A 19,769-nucleotide genomic window follows, 5' to 3' on the forward strand; every position below is an offset into this window, starting at 1 on the left:
TAGGGCATGCGTATGTTTACTTCGGTAAAGAAGATTTGTCGCGCCTGGCTGCTGCTGGCGCTTGCGTTCACGGTGTGCGGTACAGCGTGGGCTGACTTCCCCGCTGTGAAAGCATTCCCCCATACGGGAGTCTTCAGGCCGCAACTGGTGCGCATCAAGCACGACGTGGCAGTCATCTCGATGGATGGCAATTACAACCGGGACCTGGCTGACGGTGGCGTCAATATCGAGCCGCGTACCGAAATCGCCAAGGAATTCCTGCGTACGCATGCCGACAAATACGACTTTATCGTCGTCTTCAGTAATTTCGAATACAACACCAAAGATGCGCTGGCATTCCACATCGGGGTCCAGAACAAGGTTGGCGGCCTGGGCCTTGAAGCCTTCGATAACACGGCGGAGTTCGGCAGCCGTGGCAAGCTGCTTGGCTACATCGATATGGCCGCGCTGTCGCGCTATAACCTGAATCCCTACAGCACCGGCTTTGACCGCGTGCTGCAAGTGTTTGCCCACGAATTCCTGCACCAGTGGGGCAGCCACGTCAAAGTGCGCGGTCCCGATGGAAAGCCAAGCGATGTGCTGCTTGGCCGTGACGGTGCGCACTGGAGCTTCCTGCTGGATAGTGGTGCTTCCGTCGAATTCGGCAACCAGTGGCAGGACAATGGCAATGGCACGTTTACTTCGGTCGCCGGCCAGCAGTTCTTCAGTCCGCTGGACCTGTACTTGATGGGCATGCTGAAAAAGGAGGAGGTGCCTCCCTTCTTCCTGATCGATAGCCCCGCTGTCGACAAGAAGCGGCTGCCGGAAAACGGCGTCACTATCAGCGGCAGTCGCCGCAACCTCTCCATCGATGATGTCATCGCGGTCGAAGGGCCGCGTACCCCAGACGCCGAGCACGCCCAGAAGGAATTCCGTCTGGGCTTTGTGCTGTTAACGCGTCCGGGTGAGAAGGTCAGCGATGAAGTGCTGGCAAACCTCGGCGCCGTGCGCACTGCGATTACTACCCGCTTGTCGGTGTTGACCGGTGGCCGTGCACTGGTGCAGAGCTATCTTGAGCCGAAGGTCGAAGTTGCTGGCCCGGGGACGCCGCCGGATACCGGTCCAGTGCGCATTAGCGCCAGTACGCACGACGGCCTGCTGTGGCTGCGAAAGCAGAGCAGTGGCGGCCCATGGCGGGACAATCCGATGACTGCCGTGCGCGACACGACTGTCGTGCTCGATACGATCATTGACGCCGACGGCGTCGAGTTCAATAAGACATCGGGCTTGCAGTGGCTGCGCACACAGGCGAACAGCAACACCGACTACCAGGCCCGGACTATTCGGGCTTTGATGCGTTATAAAATCAACGCCGATGATGCGGCAGCCAAGTTGGCCACTGCCCAAAATGCGGACGGCGGTTGGGGTGTCGCGCCGGGCTACCAGAGTAATGCACTTGATACGGCGCTGGCCTTGCTGGCGCTGCAGCCATTTGATACCAGCCTGGCAGCAGGCAGGCTGGCGCCGGCGGCCTCCTATCTTGCGGCCCGCCAGAATCCGGACGGCGGCTGGGGCAACCTGAACGGAGGCGTTTCGCGTACCTACGCATCTGCCATTGTGGTCCAGGCAATGGCCGGGAGAGTGCAGGGCGGCGACTTGCTGAACAAGGCGAAGGCATTTCTCGCCAGCCGGCAAAATCCCGATGGTGGTTTTGGCGACAGTCCAAGCACCGTGCATGACACTGTAAACGTGATGCAGGCGCTGCTGGCGCAAAATGGACTCAGTGCGGTGCGCAGTGGGGATGCGATTGCCTACGTGTCGTCGTCGCAGCGGACCGATGGCAGTTGGGACGGCAGTGCCTATTCCACTGCACTGGCCGTGCGCTTGCTGAAAAGCTCCGGCCTGTTCAACTGGACTACGGCCGGCATGCAGGCCGCGCCTGCGGCGCCGACTGATGGCCAGTCGGTCATCCTGTCATTCAAAGTCAGTAATACCGGAACGACGTCCGCGCCTGCGGGCGTTGCGCGTTTGTACGATGGCGACCCCGCCACTGGCGGCGTGTCGGTTGGTAACGATATCGCAATCCCGCCGCTGGCAATTGGCGGCAGCGTTGAACTGCAGCAGGTCTGGAGCACGTTTAATAAAGAGGGTACCCATCAGCTGGTGCTGGTGGTCGATCCATCCGGCAAAGTCACGGAATCGAGCAAGTCCGACAATGAAGCCAGGATTGCTGTCACCGTCAAGACGGCACCGGCTGGCACCGAACTGCTGCTGAATGCCAGCGATATCACCGTCACCCCGGCCAAGCCAGCCAAGCTGCCGACAGTGCTGGGCGTGTCTGCGCTGATCAGTAACATCGGCAAAACCGATGCCAAGGACGTACGCGTGGTGTTGATGCAAGGGCAGGGTACTGCCGCGCGCATCGTGGCTGAGAAACAGCTCAACATGCTGGGGCGTACCCAGCAGGTAGTCAATTTCAGTACGACGATCAGCCAGTCCGGCGCTTACGATTACACGGTTGTGATCGACCCGGATAACCGGATTTCAGAGCAGGACAAGGCCAACAACAGCGCAGGAGCCCATGTGGAAACCGCCGCTGCGCTGGACCTCGAAGTTACGCAGCAAGACGTGTCAATCTTGAGCAGCCCGGTCTACCTTGGTTCGGACGCCAACTTCAAGATCAAGCTGCGCAATGCGGGTACGCAGGATAGCCCGCCATTCAAGGTGCGCTATACGGTCTCGGATGGCACGAATTCGGTTGAAGCTGCCGTCAGGACGCTGCAGCTTGCCAGCGGCATGAGCACCGAAGAAGACCTGGTGTGGCGCACCACCATGGGGGGTGACCTGACCATGACGGTCGAAATCGATCCCGATAGCGTTCTTGCCGAAAGTGATCGCAGCAATAATGCTGCGGGGTTCTCATTCCGTGCGCTTGTAGCCAACGGCTCCAACCTGGCGATCAGCTTCAAGGAATTGACGGTTAAGCCGGCACCGGTACTGGAAGGCAGCCCGGTTCAACTGAGCCAGGTTGTGCGCAACACCGGCAACGCCAGCGCGAATAATATCGAAGTCGCCTTCTATGATGGCGACCCGGCGGGCGGCCATATGATCGGCAGCCTGCAAACCATTCCGGCCCTGGCCGCTGGTGCAAGCGCCACGGTCAGCGTGCAATGGCCGCGATTCCCCGATGCCGCCGAACATATCGTCTTCGTTGTCGTCGATCCGTCCAACAAGCAAACCGAACTTTCGCGCGACGACAACAGCGCCTTCCTGTCAGTGTCGGGCTCGAGCCTGCCTGACCTTGCGGTTTCCGATGGTGATCTTGTCCTGACGCCGGCAGCTCCGCGCCCCGGCGATCCGATCGACGTGGCCGTGAAAGTGGCCAACCTGGGCAAACAAGTTGCCCAGGGTGTCGTGGTACGTCTGTATAGCGGCGAACCAGCGCAGGGCGGAAGCCAGATCGGCGCAGAGCAGCAGATTGCCGCGCTGGCCGGCGGCGACAGCCGCGTGCTGCATTTCGCGGTACCGGCCCATGCGGCGGGCGGCCTGAACTTCGTTGTGGTGGCTGATCCGGATCAGCGCATCGAAGAGAAAACACGTGCCAATAACACGGCCCGCCTCGTCACCACGGTGCAGGACGGTGACCTGTTCATTACCGAGCGCTACTTCTCGCCGAATGGCGACGGCGTCAAGGACAGCACCATGCTTTCCTTCCGCCTGAAGCAGCTGGGCGACGTCAGCGTGCAGGTATTGGATAAAGATGACAAGGTGGTGCGCCAGTTCAGCGGCGCCGGAATGACCCAGGTAAATGGCGGGAGCGTAAGCTGGGATGGCGTTGACGAACGCGGCGCGCTGATGGCTGACGGCAGTTACCGCCTGCGCCTGTTGGGCAAGGATGGCAGTGTCCTGGGCGAAAAAACGACCAATGTCGACACCAACCGCTCGCCCGTATTGGCCGCGCTTGGCACGGAATTCGAATACCGCAGGAACCTGTCCTGCGAAGCGCCTTACATTGATTACGACCATCAGGAAGTCGACACGGTTTATTCGAATCCCGTCCCCTCTGCGTACTTTACGGCAGACGAAAACCAGGTGTTCATGCAGTCCGTGGAGGACCAAGAACGAAAAATGCGCCCTAATTTCTGGCGTGCGTTTAGCGACGGCTCGAACCTGAATCCGCTGCTTTCCGGCGCTTTGCTCGAGAAATCGAATTGGACGAACTTCAGCATTGCAGCCAATGGCAAGCTGGTTGCGGCAACGCGCAAGCCTTGGGATACCGGCCATTATGAGCTTTGGATCATGCAAGGCGACGGCGGCAATCCGAGAAAGCTGCGTGATTTCGGCAGCGATAATTTCGCCGGAAAACTGAGTAGCGATGGACGCCATTTCCTGGCCACCGTCGGCGGTAAACGCCTGCGCATTCCAGTTGATGGTTCAGGCGAAGTGATCCTGGGCGATGCGCTTGCACCACGTAAGGACAATCAATTCGACGGCTGGTCGCCGGATGGACGCCTGCGTGCAGTGTTGACCAAAGTGCTGATTCCTGATGGACGCCGTCAGGGGCAGAACTATATTCATGTCGAAGTGCAGGACGAAGATGGTAAAACCGTCTTCAGTGCCGACACGCGGCGTGGGCGCGGCGACTCCAGTTGGCAGCTTGCCACGACCGGTGTGACCTGGGCCGATGACAGCAGGCATTTCGGTTTCGGGCACTCGTTCGCACCAGTTGACTGTGGCAATGCCGGCGCCGGCGGCACTTCCTCCACGGAGCCGTGCGGCTTTGGACATGTCTTCACGCTGGTGGACCTGGACAAGCGAAACTTGACGCCTGTTGCGGCAACACGTCTCCCAGCGGCAGGATCTGAAGGCACCGCCGCAAGTGTTGCGCGCTACCAGTTCGCGCCGGAGGGTAAATCCGTCATCCGTACAGTATACGATCGTGAGTTCTGCGGGACGAAGTCTGACTTGAGCGATCCTTGCCTTGCAGTGATCGATCTAGAGAACGGCAAAATCCGTTCGCTATTTGCTGAGCAGGCTAGCGGAACACTTGGTGATCACGGTGTGCCGCGTAACTTCGAAATTGCAGGCTTCCTGCCATCAGGGCGCCAGATGCTGTTCATTTCGACGGATGCAAGTGAGGACCCTGCAAGCGCCTGCTACCAGAAGGGAGCAGACCTGTACACGATCGGCAGCCTGTACAACCTGACGGCTGACCTGCGTGCCGTGCGCGGCACCAGCGCAGCGCTGATGCTGAGCGGAACCGCCTCCGACCTGAACTTCAAGCGCTTCCGCCTGGAGTACGCCACTGCCGAGGCGCCAGAGGACTGGAAGGCGATTCAGCCTGCGTCGGCAACGCCGGTGATCGATACTGCATTCACCACCTGGGTGCCGCCGGGTTACGGTCGCTATCTGGTGCGCCTTACCGTGGAAGACACCGCCGGCAACCTGCGCGAACGTGTTATCAACGTAACCTGGGACGACAGGCCGAGCATCACCGACGTCTATAAAGACAACGAATTTGTGTCGCCGAACGGTGACAAGGTTCAGGACGAGTATGTCCTGCATTACCGCGTGCAGGAGCCGGTCCACCTGGAGTTCCAGGTGCTCGACAAGAATATGAGCGTGGTACGCAGCGTGTCGCGCGACCACTTTGGTGTTGGTATCGAATCGAGCTTTGTATGGGATGGGCGCAATGATGCCGGCATCGCCATGCCGGATGGTCAGTACCGCGTCCGTCTGCAGGATTATGAATTCTTTGCCACGCTGGACCGTCAGGCTCCGGCGGGCAAGCTCGAGATGACTTCGGCATACGGCCAGTTGGACCCTGGTCTGCCGATCGCTTGGGCGGTACCGAAACTGATTTGGAAATCGAGCGACAACAATTATCTGTCAATGTCGCAAGAAAAGGGTTCGGGCGAAACGCCAGCTGAATGGAGCGAAGTGGGGCGCTACCCGGAACTTGCATCGGAGGGTTCATCCAGCCTGATTACGCGGCGTGGACAGGAACTGCTGATGGGAGATTACATCAATATCCAGTACCGTATGACGGTTATGGACAAAGCGGGCAATCAAACCGTCCTGAATAGTGGACTGGCAAAGCAGGAAGTATTCTTGCTGGCTAATGCCAGCCATAAGGAATTGCCGGGGGGGCGCGTAGCTGCTTCCGAAGCGTTCTCTTATGTGGAGCCAGGACACCTGGCCGCTGCCTGGCTGCCCTCGCTTGACCGAAACTTGCCTATCCGCCTGCGGGTCTTTGAAAGCGTACGCAAACCGCTGGCGGCTGTTGTCGTCCAGTTCCAGGATATCCCGGACCCCCGCAAGCCACTCAAACCCGGTGAATCGAGAGAAGTTTGTGAAACTTGCTGGCACGAAGTTGCCATGAAAAAGTTTGGCGTGATGAAAACGGCGGAAACATTCGTCGCCACTGATGTTCCGAGAGACGGAAACTTCGAGATGCTGTGGGATGCCAGCGGACTGGATCGCAGCAAGTTTTACCTGGTCCGCGTCAAATTGCTTGATGTGGATGGTGCCGAAGCCACCAGCTTGATCGATTACATCCTGCCGCCGGGCATGGAAGACGTGCACATCGTCCAGATCGGAGGCGCGCGCCATCAGAGAATGGATTTGATCGAATCTGTGGTGACGGATGAGCCAGTTGAGCGGGTCGAGCTGCGCATAAAGAGCCAATTCATTGATGATAAATCGGGCCCGGTAGATCCGCGCTATATGACTGAGCGTACTATTCATACTGTATACGCGCCAGGTTTCCAGCTTTACAATCGCATGCTTGACTACAAGCTGTTGGAAACCCTCGACCTGCACAATTGCGCAACCTACCAATTCCAGCTCGTTGCCTACACGGTATCGGGGCGGAAACTGGAGTCCAAGCCGTCGTGGACCGCACTTCCTCCGGAATGCCTCGATATTTCCTGGGTGGTGAAGCCGGTTCCGGCCGAAACCTGTAATGCAACGCCATCGGGCAAGACGCAGATCACGCTTTTCCCATACGATTTGCTGCCGCGAACAGAGCCTGTGAAGCCACGCCTGGTCCAGTTGCAATTGGGCGAAACGCAGGCAAATGGCGAGGAGAGCATTCTCAATAACTGGAATGACATCACTGATCGCGGCAAGTACACCTTCGATCTCGATACGTCGGCACTTCCGGCTGGCATGCGCACATACTTCGCACGCTTGATCGACGAGTTTGGCAATAAAGTGGATGTACCAGTTACAGTTGAGGTGGCCCATGACGCCCCAACTTTGCGTGTTACCGCACCTGTCGCAGGCAAAGTCTGCCCGGTTCACGACAAGGATAACCGGCCTCAGCTCGCAGTAGAGGCGGAGGTCATCAGCAATAGTCCAATCCGCTACGGCGTCGAATGGGGGGGCGACCCTTGGCAGCAAACCACTTGTACAGAAAATGAAGAACGTTGCCTGCGTGCTGATCCGGTGCAAACTGCCCATGCAGGGAAGCCTAATCCTGAGGATTCTCCTGATGCCGAAGAGCGCTTCCTCAAGGAATACCACCATCCGGGCTACAAAGCGAAAAATGGTGAGGTAGGACGCATTCCGCTGGATCCGCTGAAGAAGAGCGTCACCTTCCGCCTGCATTCCTTCAACGCTGCGGGCCACAATACCTGCACGGCCCCGGTCGAAGTGGAATATGACGCTCAGGTAGCGGTAGAGAGCCTGAAGCTGGACCGCGCCGTGTTCTCGCCGTTTGCCGCTGCACCACTGTCGCACACGACGCTGACCATCACGCCTGATGAAGACGTGACGCTGGATGTCGAGGTGGTGCCGGCGCAATCTCATGGCGATGGCAAATTCAGCGCCACCGGCCCGGCCGTACGTACGCTGGCCAAGGGCCGGACTGCTGCCGCTGGCCCGACCACGATCGAGTGGGATGGCCGTGACAATAACCAGCAGGTTGTCGCAGACGGCCTGTACGCCTTGCGCGTCACCTATTGGGATGGTTGCCAGAACCAGCTGGTCGACATGGCCGGTGTCATCGTGGACGGCACGCCGCCGGTATTGGGTATTGCCGCACCGGCTGCCCACACCAGTCTCGGCCTGAACACATCCGTCACCGGCTCGGTACGCGATGTCCGCCTGCTGGCCTATGAACTGAAGTTCGCCTTGGCGAGCGCACCGGAAACCTGGTTGCCTCTGGCTACCGGCAACGCGCCAACGGCCGATGACGCAGGCAGCCAACTGCTGGCCAACTGGAATACTTATGGATTGTCGGGCCCTGCGACCTTGCGCCTGAGCGCTATCGACGGCGCAGGCAACCAAAGCAAACTCGACGTGCCGGTAACGATTGGCGCATCGGGCGCATTGCTCAGCGCCTTTGAAGGCAGCCCACTGGTGTTCTCGCCGAATGGCGACGGACGCGTCGACGCTGTCAGCCTGCGCTGGTCGCTGCTGCAACCGGCCAAGCTCACCCTGGAAATTTCTCCGGCTGCCGCGGCTGGCCAGAGCATTGCCGTCCTGCTCAAGGACGAAGCAGCCGAACCTGGCGCTCGGGCGATTGCCTGGGATGGCAAAGGCAGCAATGGTGCGGTTATGGCTGATGGCAAATACCTCGCCAAGCTGGTTGCCGTTGCAGTTGACGGTTCCGGCACGACCCAGGAAGAGGTCGTGAAGCTGGTATTGGATAACACAGCCCCAGGACTGGCGTTCAGCCATCCGAAAGGGGAGTTTGCTACCGCGCGCGGATCGGCCATGGTGAACGTATCGGACGACAACCTGGAGTCCTATAAGACTTACTTCTCGACTGCGCCGGCGAATGAGGCCAGCTGGCAGCTGGCCAGCGAAGGCAATGTGGCGGCCAATGGCCTGGCGGCCAAGTCGCTGGAAGGTCTGGCAGAGGGCAGCTATGCGCTGAAGGTGGTAGCGGTCGACCAGGCCGCCAACCGCAGCGAGCTGCAAAAGACGTTCGCGATCGATAACACCCCGCCGAAGCCGACGCTCACCGCGCCAGCCGACGGCAGTTACCTGAGCATCCGCAAAAATCCGGTGGCTGTACGCGGCAAGGTTGAAGAAGCCAACCCGGCCAGCTTCGCGCTGAGGCTGGCACCAGCCGGCGCCGGTGGCGCCACGGACCTGGCCAGCGGCAATGGCAAACCGGCTTCGGAACTGCTGGCGAACTGGGACCTCTCTGGCCTGGCGGACGGCCGCTACGTGCTGACCCTGCACGCCCAGGACCTTGCGGGCCTGGAAGCCGATGCTGCGGTAACGGTGACGGTCGATAACACCGCTCCGCTGGCGGTAATTACAACGCCGGCCAACGGTTCCTACGTGCGCAAGGCCGCCGATATTATTGGCGTGGCGCGCGACGAAAACCTGCAAGACTATCGCATCGACATCGCGCCCGGCGGCAAGGCTGCGGCGCAGCGCTGGTCGCCGCTTGGCAGCGGATCGGCCGCCGTGGATAACGCCGTCCTGTTGCCGTGGAAGGCTTTGCCGGCGGATGGCGTGCATACCCTGCGCCTGACCGTTACCGACAAGGCGGGTAATACAAGCGAGACGATGGCGGAAATCACCGTCGACACCACGCCGCCTGCGGCCCCGCAAGGCGTACGTGCTGTCGTGGAGAAGGGCAAGGACATCCGTGTCAGCTGGACGGCCAACACCGAACCGGATCTGGCCGGCTACATCGTCTATCGCGATGGCCAGCGTCTCAATCAGGACCTGCTGCAAGCTGCGGTTTACCTGGATCCGGGCCTCGATGCCGGCACCTACAATTATGTCGTCAAGGCAGTCGACAAGGCTGGCTGGGAAAGCGAGCCTTCGCAGAACGCTCCTGCGACCATCAGCAGCCAGGAGCTGACCGCCGCCATTTACGGCCCACTGGATGGCGCCCGCATCAGCGCGTCGGTGGACGTGACTGGTACCGCCAGCGCCGGCAAGGCATTCAAGGAGTACCGCCTGTATATGGGTGTCGGTACGCAACCGTCCACATGGAAGCTGGTGCGCCGTTCGCCGGTCCCGACGGTGGCCGATATCCTTGGTGCGCTGGCGACTTTCGGCATCGCCGAGAACGAGTTCATTACCCTGAAGCTGGAGGCGGAAGACCTGTCCGGCCAGGTGGCGCAAGCCCAGGTGGCTGTGCAGGTGGACAACTCGCCGCCGCTAGCGCCGACCCAGCTGGTCGGCAGCCTGCAAGGCAATAACGCGAACCTGTCCTGGACCGCCAGCACCTCGGCCGATGTGGCCGGTTACCTGCTGTGGCGTAATGGCAAGCTGGCCAATGCTACCGGACCGGTAGTGGGCAGCCTGAAGCCTTACCTGATCAAACAGACCAGCTTCAAGGACCTGAAATTGCCGAATGGCGACTACGCCTATACGGTGCAGGCAATGGACCAGGCCGAAAACCTGAGCCCGTTGTCCAACACGGTGCAACTGGCCGTCCATGGCACGCCGCATGCCGTACTGGCGGCTCCGCTGAACAATGCCAAAGTTGGTGATGGCGTTTACCTGCGAGCAACCAGTGCCGATACCGATATTGCCAGCGTTGAATTCCAGTACCGCGCAGCCAGTGATGGCGCCTGGAGCGCTGTGGCCCCGGCCGTGGCCCAGATGCCATTCGGCGTGAAGTGGAACAATGCCGGACTGCCATTCGGCGACTACCAGCTGCAGGTCATTGCGACAAGCAAGTTCGGCCTGGTCGATCCGGCGCCGACGCCAATCCTGGTGCACCTGGGCGATTACCGCGTGCCGGAGTTGTCGGCAAAAGTGAAAGGCAATGCCGTTACGCTGACCTGGCAGACCGTGCCAAGCGGCGCCAGCGGCCTGGTGATCCAACGCACTGGTGCGCGCGATACGGACAAGCAGGAATGGAACCTGGATGCCAGCGCCCGTGAGCTGGTCGACACCGATGTGGCGCCCGGCGCCTATGCGTACACCATCCGCGCCAAATTTGCTGATGGTACCGAAGGCGCCTCGAGCAACGCGGTGCCGGTACTGGTGTATGCGCCGGTGTACCGCCAGCCGTATACGCCGACCGCGGAAGCCAGCTTCCAGCTGCAAGCCAGCGCCGTTGGCCGTGGCCAGTTGCTGCTGGTGCGGCGCGTCGAGGGTCAGCCGGACCTGGAAATGAGCATTCCGACCGCCGACGACGGCAAGATCGTGCAGCCGGTGCTGCCAGTGGAGCTGGGCGAAAACCGCTTCGAACTGACCCACATGGACGGCCAGGGCAATGAAAGCATGATGGCGCGCTTCCGCGTTGTACGCGGCGCGCCGCCGGCCCAGCCGCGCGCGCTGACCGTGTCGCGCAATACTGCCGGCACCTTGTCGGCATCCTGGCTGGCAAATGCCGAGGGCAACATTGCCGGTTACGGCGTTGCCCTGGCAGGTGAGCGTAGCGTGGCCCCGCTCGATTTGTGGGAATGCGAGTATTCAAGCATGACTCGGGATTCTTCCGACAGATGCCCGTCTGAAGAACGGACTGATTGGACGTGGACGCCTGATCCGGAGTTGGGACTGGCCGATGCCTGGTACCAGGTTTCCGCCGAAGGTCGCATGAATTTCAGCCGGTTCACGACGCAGTGGCTGGCAGGTAGCGTGGCTGCCGATTTCGACATCGAAGGCTGGAGCGGCCAGGAATGGGTGCCGCTCGCTTCGGTGCGCGGCAATGCACGCAGCCGTGTCGATTCCGTGCTGCCGCAGCCTTATCGCAGCGACCGCGTGCGCGTCAAACTGATGCCGACGGAGCAAGGCCTTCCAACCATGACCGGTTTCAGCGTGACGACAGAACACTTGGCGGCCGGCACCCATATGGAGTGGGCTGGCGCGCTGAGAGGCGTGCGCGTGGAAGTGGCAGCGCAAAACGAGTTGGGCCTGTTTGGACCGGCTGCCGCGCGCACCGAAGGCGACACCGACAGCATGCCGCCGACCGCAGTGGTGCTGAGCGGTTCGGTCAATGGTTCGCAAGTCCGCCTGGCCTGGACCGCCAGCCAGGCCGCCGACGTGGCCCGCTACGAAGTCCGTATGGATGGCAGCGTGCTGGGTGAAACGCCGGGCCTGACCTTCAACACCGAGTTGAAGAACGGCCTGTACCAGTTCAACGTCGTCGCCATTGACGCCGACGGCAATCGTTCGCCTGCCTCCAATACGGTGGCCCTGCGTGTCGACGTGGCGCCAGCTGCGGCGCCGGTCAACCTCGCTGCGCAGGCGCAGGGGGGCGGTATCGCGCTGGCCTGGGGCCGTCCTTCGGCCGACATGCTGGTCTTCCGTGTACTGCGGGCAACCCAGCCGGGCGGCGCATACGCGGTGGTCGCCGAGCAGATCTACGGACTGAGCTTCCTGGATACCAGTGCAGTGCCGGGCACGCGCTACTACTATGTGGTAGTGGCTTTGGACGGAGCGGGTAACGCAGGCAAGAATTCGAACGAAGCCGATGCCACGATGGCCGAGCCCGACCTGCTGGCGGCGCCAGTCCTGTTCGCGCCGACCATTGCCGGCATGCCGGTCTCGACCCGCCAGCCGGCGGTCGAAGTGGTGGCCAACGCTGTGCCGGGTGCGCAGCTGTCCCTGCTGCGTGACGGCCAGGTGATCGCTACGGCGGCCACCCAGGCCCAGGCAGGCTCCGACAAGGTCAAGGTTGATGCCGGCACGTCCAATGCGGACGCGAGCCCGGACGGCCGCAGCTTGCTGGCGGTTGGCCAGGCGGCTTACCTGCTGGACTTTGCGGCGAAGTCCGCCACGCCGGTGCCGGTGCTGGACGGTGCTTCGGCCCCGCGCTGGTCGCATGATGGCCGCAGCATCGCCTTTGTCGATACGGCTAACGGTGGCCAGGTCCAGACTTACGTACCTGGCACCGGCGCTGTCGTGGCGGTGGGTAGCCTGAGCGGTGCCCAGCGTGAACTGGCCTGGTCGCCGAACGACAGCACGCTGGCTGTTGCTGCGCCTGACGGCGACGGCAATGCCAGCCTGTGGCTGCTGACTGTGGCCGATGGCTCGCAACGCCAGCTCGTGGTGGGCAATGGTGCCGAGAATTACGCAAAACTGGCATGGTCGCCGGATGGCAAATCGCTGGCCTGGACCGGCGGCGCGGGCGTACGCCTGGCAGCCGTGACTGATGGCGCCGTGACTGCACTGGCGGGAGACCGCCAGGTCAGCGCACTGGGCTGGTCGCGCGATGGCGCGACGCTGCTGGTCTCGACTGTGGACGGCGACGCGCACAGCGTCTCGGGCTACACCGTGGCCAATGGTCAGGCGGCGGAGCTCGGCGTCTATGGCCGTGCTACCGGTGCGCTGCGCACCGTGCCGGCCAATGACGGCTTCTTCCAGGTTGAAGATGGCCGTCTGGTGCAGCGCAGCAGCAAGGGCGAATATCGCGCCCAGCTGGCCGACGATGTGGACGGCAGCGCTGCGCTGCTGGCAAGCGGCAATGGCTATCTCATGTACCGCAACCGAGGGCAGCAATGGGTGCGCCTGTCGCCTGCAGGTACGGCCCGCTTTGGCTATGTACAGCTGCAAGCTGGGCTGAACCGCCTCACTGCGCGCAGCGGCGGGCAGGGCTCGCCTTCCGCCCCGGTTGACGTGACGCTGGTCGATGCCTTCCAGCCGAACCTGGCCTTGACAGAAGATGACTTCAGCTTCGACAAGGATGTGCTGGAAGCAGGCAAGCCGGTACGCCTCGGCGTTGCCGTGCACAACACTGGCACTGGCGATGCGGGCGCCTTTACTGTTGTACTGAGTGCGGCAGACGCCAATGGCGGTGTGACCGCCTTGGGCAGCCGCGCCATCGGCAGGCTGGCTGCCGGCCAGCAGCAACTGGTGGAAGCCGACTGGACGCCGGCGCTGGCGGGCAGCTATAGCATTGCGGCCGAGATCCAGGCTCCTGCTGTGGCAGAGAGCAGCACCGACGACAACCGCGCCGTGAAGGCTGTTGTGGTGGTGGCACCGGTTCCGGCGCCGGTACTGAGCGTGCAGGGCGTTCCTGCAGGCAGTGCGCTGGCCCTGAGCTGGGTGCAGCCTGCTGCCGAAGCGGTCACCAGCCATCGCGTGCGCCGCGCAACGGCAGCGAACGGTCCGTTCGATCAATTGGGCTATGCGCGGGAAACGCAGTATGTTGACCACGGCGCCAAAAATGGCGTGCGCTATTACTACGTGGTGACTGCCCTCGATGCCGATGGCCGCGACCGTGCCACCTCCAATGTGGCCAGCGGTATGGCGCAGGATACAGTTGCACCGGAAGCACCGGTCGTGCTGTCGCCGGCCAGTGCTGGCATGCCGGCGACCTTGGCCATTGGCAGCGCCGATATTGACGTTTCCGCCGAACCGGGCGCGACCGTGACCCTGGTTCGTGGCGGGCGTGAAGCAGGCCAGGGCGTTGCGTTGCGCGAATACGGCAGCAGCGAGCTGACCCTGCCGCGGGGCTCCAGGCTGGTGTCGGTGAGTGCGAACGGCGGCAAGCTGGTCTATGAGACAAACAACGAGGAGTTCATCTTGCTGGATCGCCAGACTGCGGCGACCCGCAAGCTGGAACTGGGCGAAGCGTCCAACCTGAGCCTGTCGCCGGACGGCAAAGTGCTGGCCTACTCGGTACGTCGCGCGGATGGCAACTTCGATATGCGCAGCCTGCAGCTCGATGGCGGCACCGCGAACACGCTGGCGACCTTCTACGCCAATGTCAGTGTCGCCCAGTGGTCGGCAGACTCGCGCCATGTCATGTTCACAGGAGCGCAGGTTCCTGGCCAGATCGGCGCGTGGCAGGCTGACCTGGCAAGCGGCAAGCGCAGCCTTCTTGCTGACAATGTGAGCGATCCGGCCATGTCCAAGGACGGCCAGTACCTCGCGTTCACGCGCGACAGTGCGCTGCAAGTGATCAAGGCCAGCGACGGCAGCCCTGTGGCTGGCGCCGAGGCCGAAGTCAGCGACCTGAGCTGGTCCCTGGACGGCAAGCTCCTGTTCGTACAAAGCGGGGCGGACCATATTGGCGAACTCAAGGAAATGACGGTGCCTGGCGGCGCGGTGCAAACCTTGCTGAAGACTTCGGCGCCTTACGCGCTGCGGGGTGCCCGCTGGGCTGGCGCGCCGGGGCACTTCCTGGCCACGGTTGAAGATGATGCGGCCTTCTATTCGCACGAAGGCTTCCGCCTGACGGAGCGGGACTACCGACTGTCCTCTGCCCAGGAAATCTGGACCACGAGGAACGGTCAGGTATTTGTCGACCGTCAGTTTGAATCGGCCCTGCGTTATGATCCAGCCGGCCTGGTGACATTCAAGGGCGTTACGCTGAAGGAGGGTGACAATATTGTCAGCGCCTATGCGGTCGATGCGGATGGCCGGCGCGGTGCCGATGCACTGCCGGCGCATATCCTGTACAACCCGGCGCCCCAGCCTGACCTGGCGGCTGGCGAGAACGACATCGTCGTATTGCCGGCAGCGCCGCTGCTGGGGGAATCCGCACGCGTCACCGCCGTGGTGCGCAACGCGGGCAGCGCCGATGCGGCCAATGTCGGCGTGGCACTGGTGGTGCGCGATCCGCAAGGTGGATTGACCACCCTGGCCAGCAGCAGCCTGGCGTCGCTGGCGGCAGGTGCTTCGGAACCGGTAACGGCCGACTGGAAGCCTGCCGTGGCAGGCGTGCACACCTTCGTGCTGACGCTGGACGCCGCCAACACCGTGGTGGAACGCGATGAGTTCAACAACACCGGCGTGCGTACCGTGCGCGTTGCCGAATACGCGCTGCCGCAGCTCGTGGTGCGTACCGATGCAGCGCGCTACGGCAGCAATGCGCCGGTGGCCGGCACGATCCTGCTGTCCAACGCCGGACCTGCCGTCAGCGGCAGGCTGGCACTGCGCGTGGAAGATGCGCAGGGCTACCTGGCCGCAACCTTGCCTGAGCAAGCCGTGCCGCAACTGGCGACGGCGCAGGAACTGACCCTGGGCACCAGCTGGAACACCGGCAGCTACCTGGCCGGCGACTATCGCCTGGTTGGCGAACTGGTCGATGCGGATGGCAAGGTGCTGCAGCGTGCCAGCGCGGCCTTCAGCATCGGCGCCGAGCGCCAGGCCAACGCAACCCTGGCGGTGGACCGTGGCCAGTACACGGCCGGCCAGGATGTACGCCTGAGCGGCACGGTGCAACTGGCTGCCGCCAATGCGCAGCTGGACGGCGCCAGTGCGGTGCTGCAGGTGGTGGCGTCCGACGACAGTGTGGTGTGGAGCACCACGCTGCCGATCGGCACACTGCTGCCGGGCGCTGCGGCCGATGTGGCCGCCACCTGGAACCTTGGCAGTGCCGCAGCCGGCAATTACCGGGCGCGCCTGAAGGCGTTTGCCGGCGGCAGCCAGCTTGCATCCGCCGAGACCACTTTCGTGGTGGTCGACGCGAGTGCGACGGCAAGCCTCTCAGGCGAGCTTTCGCTGAGCTCGCTCGCCGTCAGCAATGGCGACCGCCTGGCGGCCCGCTACACGCTGAACAATGCGGGCAACCGCGGCCTGGCCGGTGTGCCGCTGGCGGTCATCATCAGTCGTGCCGACAATGGGACCGTGCTGGCGAGCGTGCCGGCGCAGGCCGACATTGCTGCGCGCGGGCAGACCCCGGGTGAAGCCGGATTCGAGGTGGCCGCATGGCCGCTGACGACCTTGCAAGTGGTATTGCAGGCGACCCTGGACGGCAGGCCGGTAACGCTGCAGCGCGCCACCTTGCGCGTGATCGACCGCCTGGCGCCGACCCTGGCATGGGTGGCGCCGGGTGCGGGCAGTATTGTCGGCGGGGCCGAGGCCGCAGTAGTGGCCAAGGCCGCCGACAGCGAATCCCAGGTGGCCAGCGTCGAAGTCGCGGTGGACGATGGCGCATGGCGTGGCATGGCGCCACGCAAACTGTCGGAAGGACTGTACGGCTCGCCGCTGCAAGGCCTGGCCGACGGCGCGCACAACTTCCGTGCCCGCGCTACGGACAGCTTCGGCAATGTGAGCACCGAGGCCGTGCTGAACCTGGTGGTGGACAACACCGCCCCGGTCATCAGCATCAGCGGTGTGGAAGAGGGCGGCCGTTATCCTGCCGCCGTAACGCCGGTAGCCAGCACGGCGGACGCGCACTTGTCGAGTGTGCTCATCATGCTGGACAATGCAGCCTTCGCCAGCGGTACGCCGGTGAGCGCGCCTGGCCAGCATACGCTGCAGGTGACGGCACGCGACCTGGCCGGCAATTCGGCAACGCGCAGTGTCAGCTTCACGCTGGCGTCGGCTGCGCCGGAACTGAGCGGCACGCTGCAAGCCAACCCGGCCCAGGTCGAGGTCGGCGCCAGCGTGGCCCTGTCGGGCACGGTGCACAACGGCGCCACGCCGGCGCCGGGCACCCGCATCGACCTGTCGGTGGCCAACAGCGCCACAGGCGCCGTGCTGTTCCAGAGCAGTGACAGCGTTGACCTGGCAGCCAACGGCAGCTGGACGCTGGACCGTGGCTGGCGCGTAGCCGGCCCGGCCAACACCAGCTACCTGGCGACGCTGACAGCGACGGCCGGTGGCAGCAGCAGTGTCCTGGCGCAAGCCGGCTTCACTGCCGTCGAGCCGCTGCCGGTGCTGGACGTGCAGCAGAGCGCGGGCAATGTGGGCCGCGTCCTGGTGCTGTCGATGTGCAAACGCAGCATGTATGCCAACCTCGGTCGTTGCGGCGCTGCGCCGATTACGGGCGACGCGGCGACTACCTTGCTGCTGTGCGACAGCAACCGCGCCAAGACCATCGACCAGTTCCTCGATGGCCTGGGCGTGCCGCACAAGACGGTGACCAAGGAAAGCGACTTTGCGAAAGAGCTGCGCAGCGGCGCCTACTCGAGCTATTGGATCAGTGGCGGCGCAACCAAGCTGCGCCAGCCGCTGACGTCGGAACTGCGTAACGGTCTCTACCTGGGCGAAGCCCTGGTGGCGGACGGCATGCATGACCTGCGCCAGGCTGACCGGGCGCTGGACAGCCTGCTGGGCGTGCAGTACAGCGGCCGCTTCGCTGCCAACGCGGTACCGAAGCTGAGCCTGACAGGCCAGCTGTTTGGCAAGTCGGTGTTGCCGGTGCTGGGCGATGCCTACACCCTGCAAGGTCAGGCGTCGACGACGGCCGAGGGCCTGTTCCTGCGCGACGCCAGCCAGTCGGCATCGATCGCCTGGGACGAGGACGGCTGCGGCAGTGCCGCGCCGACGGCCGGTCCCGAGGTGCAGATCTGCCCGGCGCCAGGTTCGACCAGCGGCGCCGATGCAGGCGTGCTGAGCGGCAGTTACGGCCAGGGGCGCACGCTGCTGTTCGGCTTCGACTTTGCGGCCAGCTGCACGGCGCAAGGGGCCGACCCGGCTTGGCAGGCGACTGCGCGCAGCAGCTTCGACTGGCTGAACCAGCCGCAGGCGGAGCCCTCGGGCACCGTCGTGGCGGGTGATACCGTGGTGCGGCGCACCAGCCTGCACAACAGCGGCATGGCCAGCAGCGTGAACGTGACGGTGCAGTTGCCGGCTGGCGCCAAGCTGCTTGACAGCAAGCCGGCGGCGCAGCTCACCAGTGGCGCCAGCGGCGACCTGCTGAGCTGGCCGCTGACCCTGGATGGCGGCGCCGACGCGCAGCTCGAGCTGCGCCTGCAGGCACCGCTGGCAGCGGGCAGCTACCAGCTGCACTACAGCGTCAGCACGGTCAGCGGCGGTAGCACCAAGGTGCTCAGCAGCCAGGATGTCGGCCTGCAGGTTGTCGACCTGGCAGCGGCAGGGCCGGCTGCGGCCGATGCGGTGGCGCTGCTCGACAGCGGAACTGCGCGCAGCGATGCCATGGCGTGGCTGGCGCGTGCCCGTGCCTCGGCTACGGCCGGTTCGTACGAGCGCGCCCTGCGCGAAGCGGCAACGGCGCAGGCAAGGCTGGAACAATTGGGCAGCAATGCCACGGCAGCGCAGCAAGCGTTGGCGCGCCTGGTGCGCGCGATCGAGCGCCGGATGTGATGGAGATGATGGGAATGAATTACAAGAGCATGCTGGCAGGGGCGCTTGCGCTGGCCTGGGGCTTACCTTGCCTGGCGCAGGAACTGGACCTGGGAACGGCTGGCCGTTACGCTGCCTTTATCTATGGCGACGCCAGCGGCCTGCAGAAGGTGGAGGGGCGCCTGGCTGTGGGCCGCAACCTGAACGTGAGCCAGCTTGATGTCGGCCGCAGCCTGCCGCCCGCCAACGATAACCTGCCCAGCCTGGTGGTTGGCCGCAACGTCGCGGCCTACACGGCCGGCGATATCTGGAGCGCCAGCGGGCGCAAAGGCTATGGCGTGGTAGCGGCCGGTATCAACGGCGCATCTGGCAGCCTCGACCTTCGCCAGGACGCGGGCGCCGTCGATTTTGCCGCCGAAACGGCCTGGCTCGACATGCTGTCGGCCAGCCTGAGGGCGCGTACCGCCACCGGCAAGACTACGCAATCGCTGTACACCGTGACCCTGACCGGCACCAACGCCGCACTGGAAGTATTCAACCTGCAGTCGACCCAGGTGGCCAGCGGCAAGACGCTGGTGCTGTCGAATATCAAGCCGGGCGCGTGGATCGTGCTGAATGTCGGCTCCGACGCGCAGCGCCAGGCCACGGTCGGCTGGACGCACACGCCGCTGCAGGCGATCAAGTCCCGTGTGCTGTACAACTTTTTTGATGCCGACGTGGTGACGCTGCCCGGCATCACGGTGTGGGGCACCCTGCTGGCGCCCCAGGCCTGCATCAAAGCCAACGGCGGCAGGGTGGAAGGCGCGGTGATCGCAGCCAGCTGGAACGGGGCGGCGGAAATCGCCCAGGCGCCTTTAACGCCGGGGCCCTGAACGCTCCGCCCGACA

The 19,769-nt window shown here is 63.4% G+C and carries 2 protein-coding genes; both read left to right on the forward strand.

All coding sequences use genetic code 11. The features are described from left to right. The first annotated feature begins 6 nt into the window (after window positions 1-6). Window positions 7-18,903, forward strand: a complete 18,897-nt coding sequence (locus ASE26_RS21700; protein WP_057246920.1) for a CARDB domain-containing protein — start codon at window positions 7-9, stop codon at window positions 18,901-18,903. Between the two features lie 14 nt (window positions 18,904-18,917). Further along, window positions 18,918-19,754 (forward strand): choice-of-anchor A family protein, encoded by an 837-nt coding sequence (locus ASE26_RS21705; protein ID WP_055926211.1) that lies wholly within the window; start codon window positions 18,918-18,920, stop codon window positions 19,752-19,754. The last annotated feature ends 15 nt before the right edge of the window (window positions 19,755-19,769 follow it).

The organism is Duganella sp. Root198D2 (assembly GCF_001428585.1).
In the GTDB taxonomy this organism is placed as follows: domain Bacteria; phylum Pseudomonadota; class Gammaproteobacteria; order Burkholderiales; family Burkholderiaceae_D; genus Rugamonas.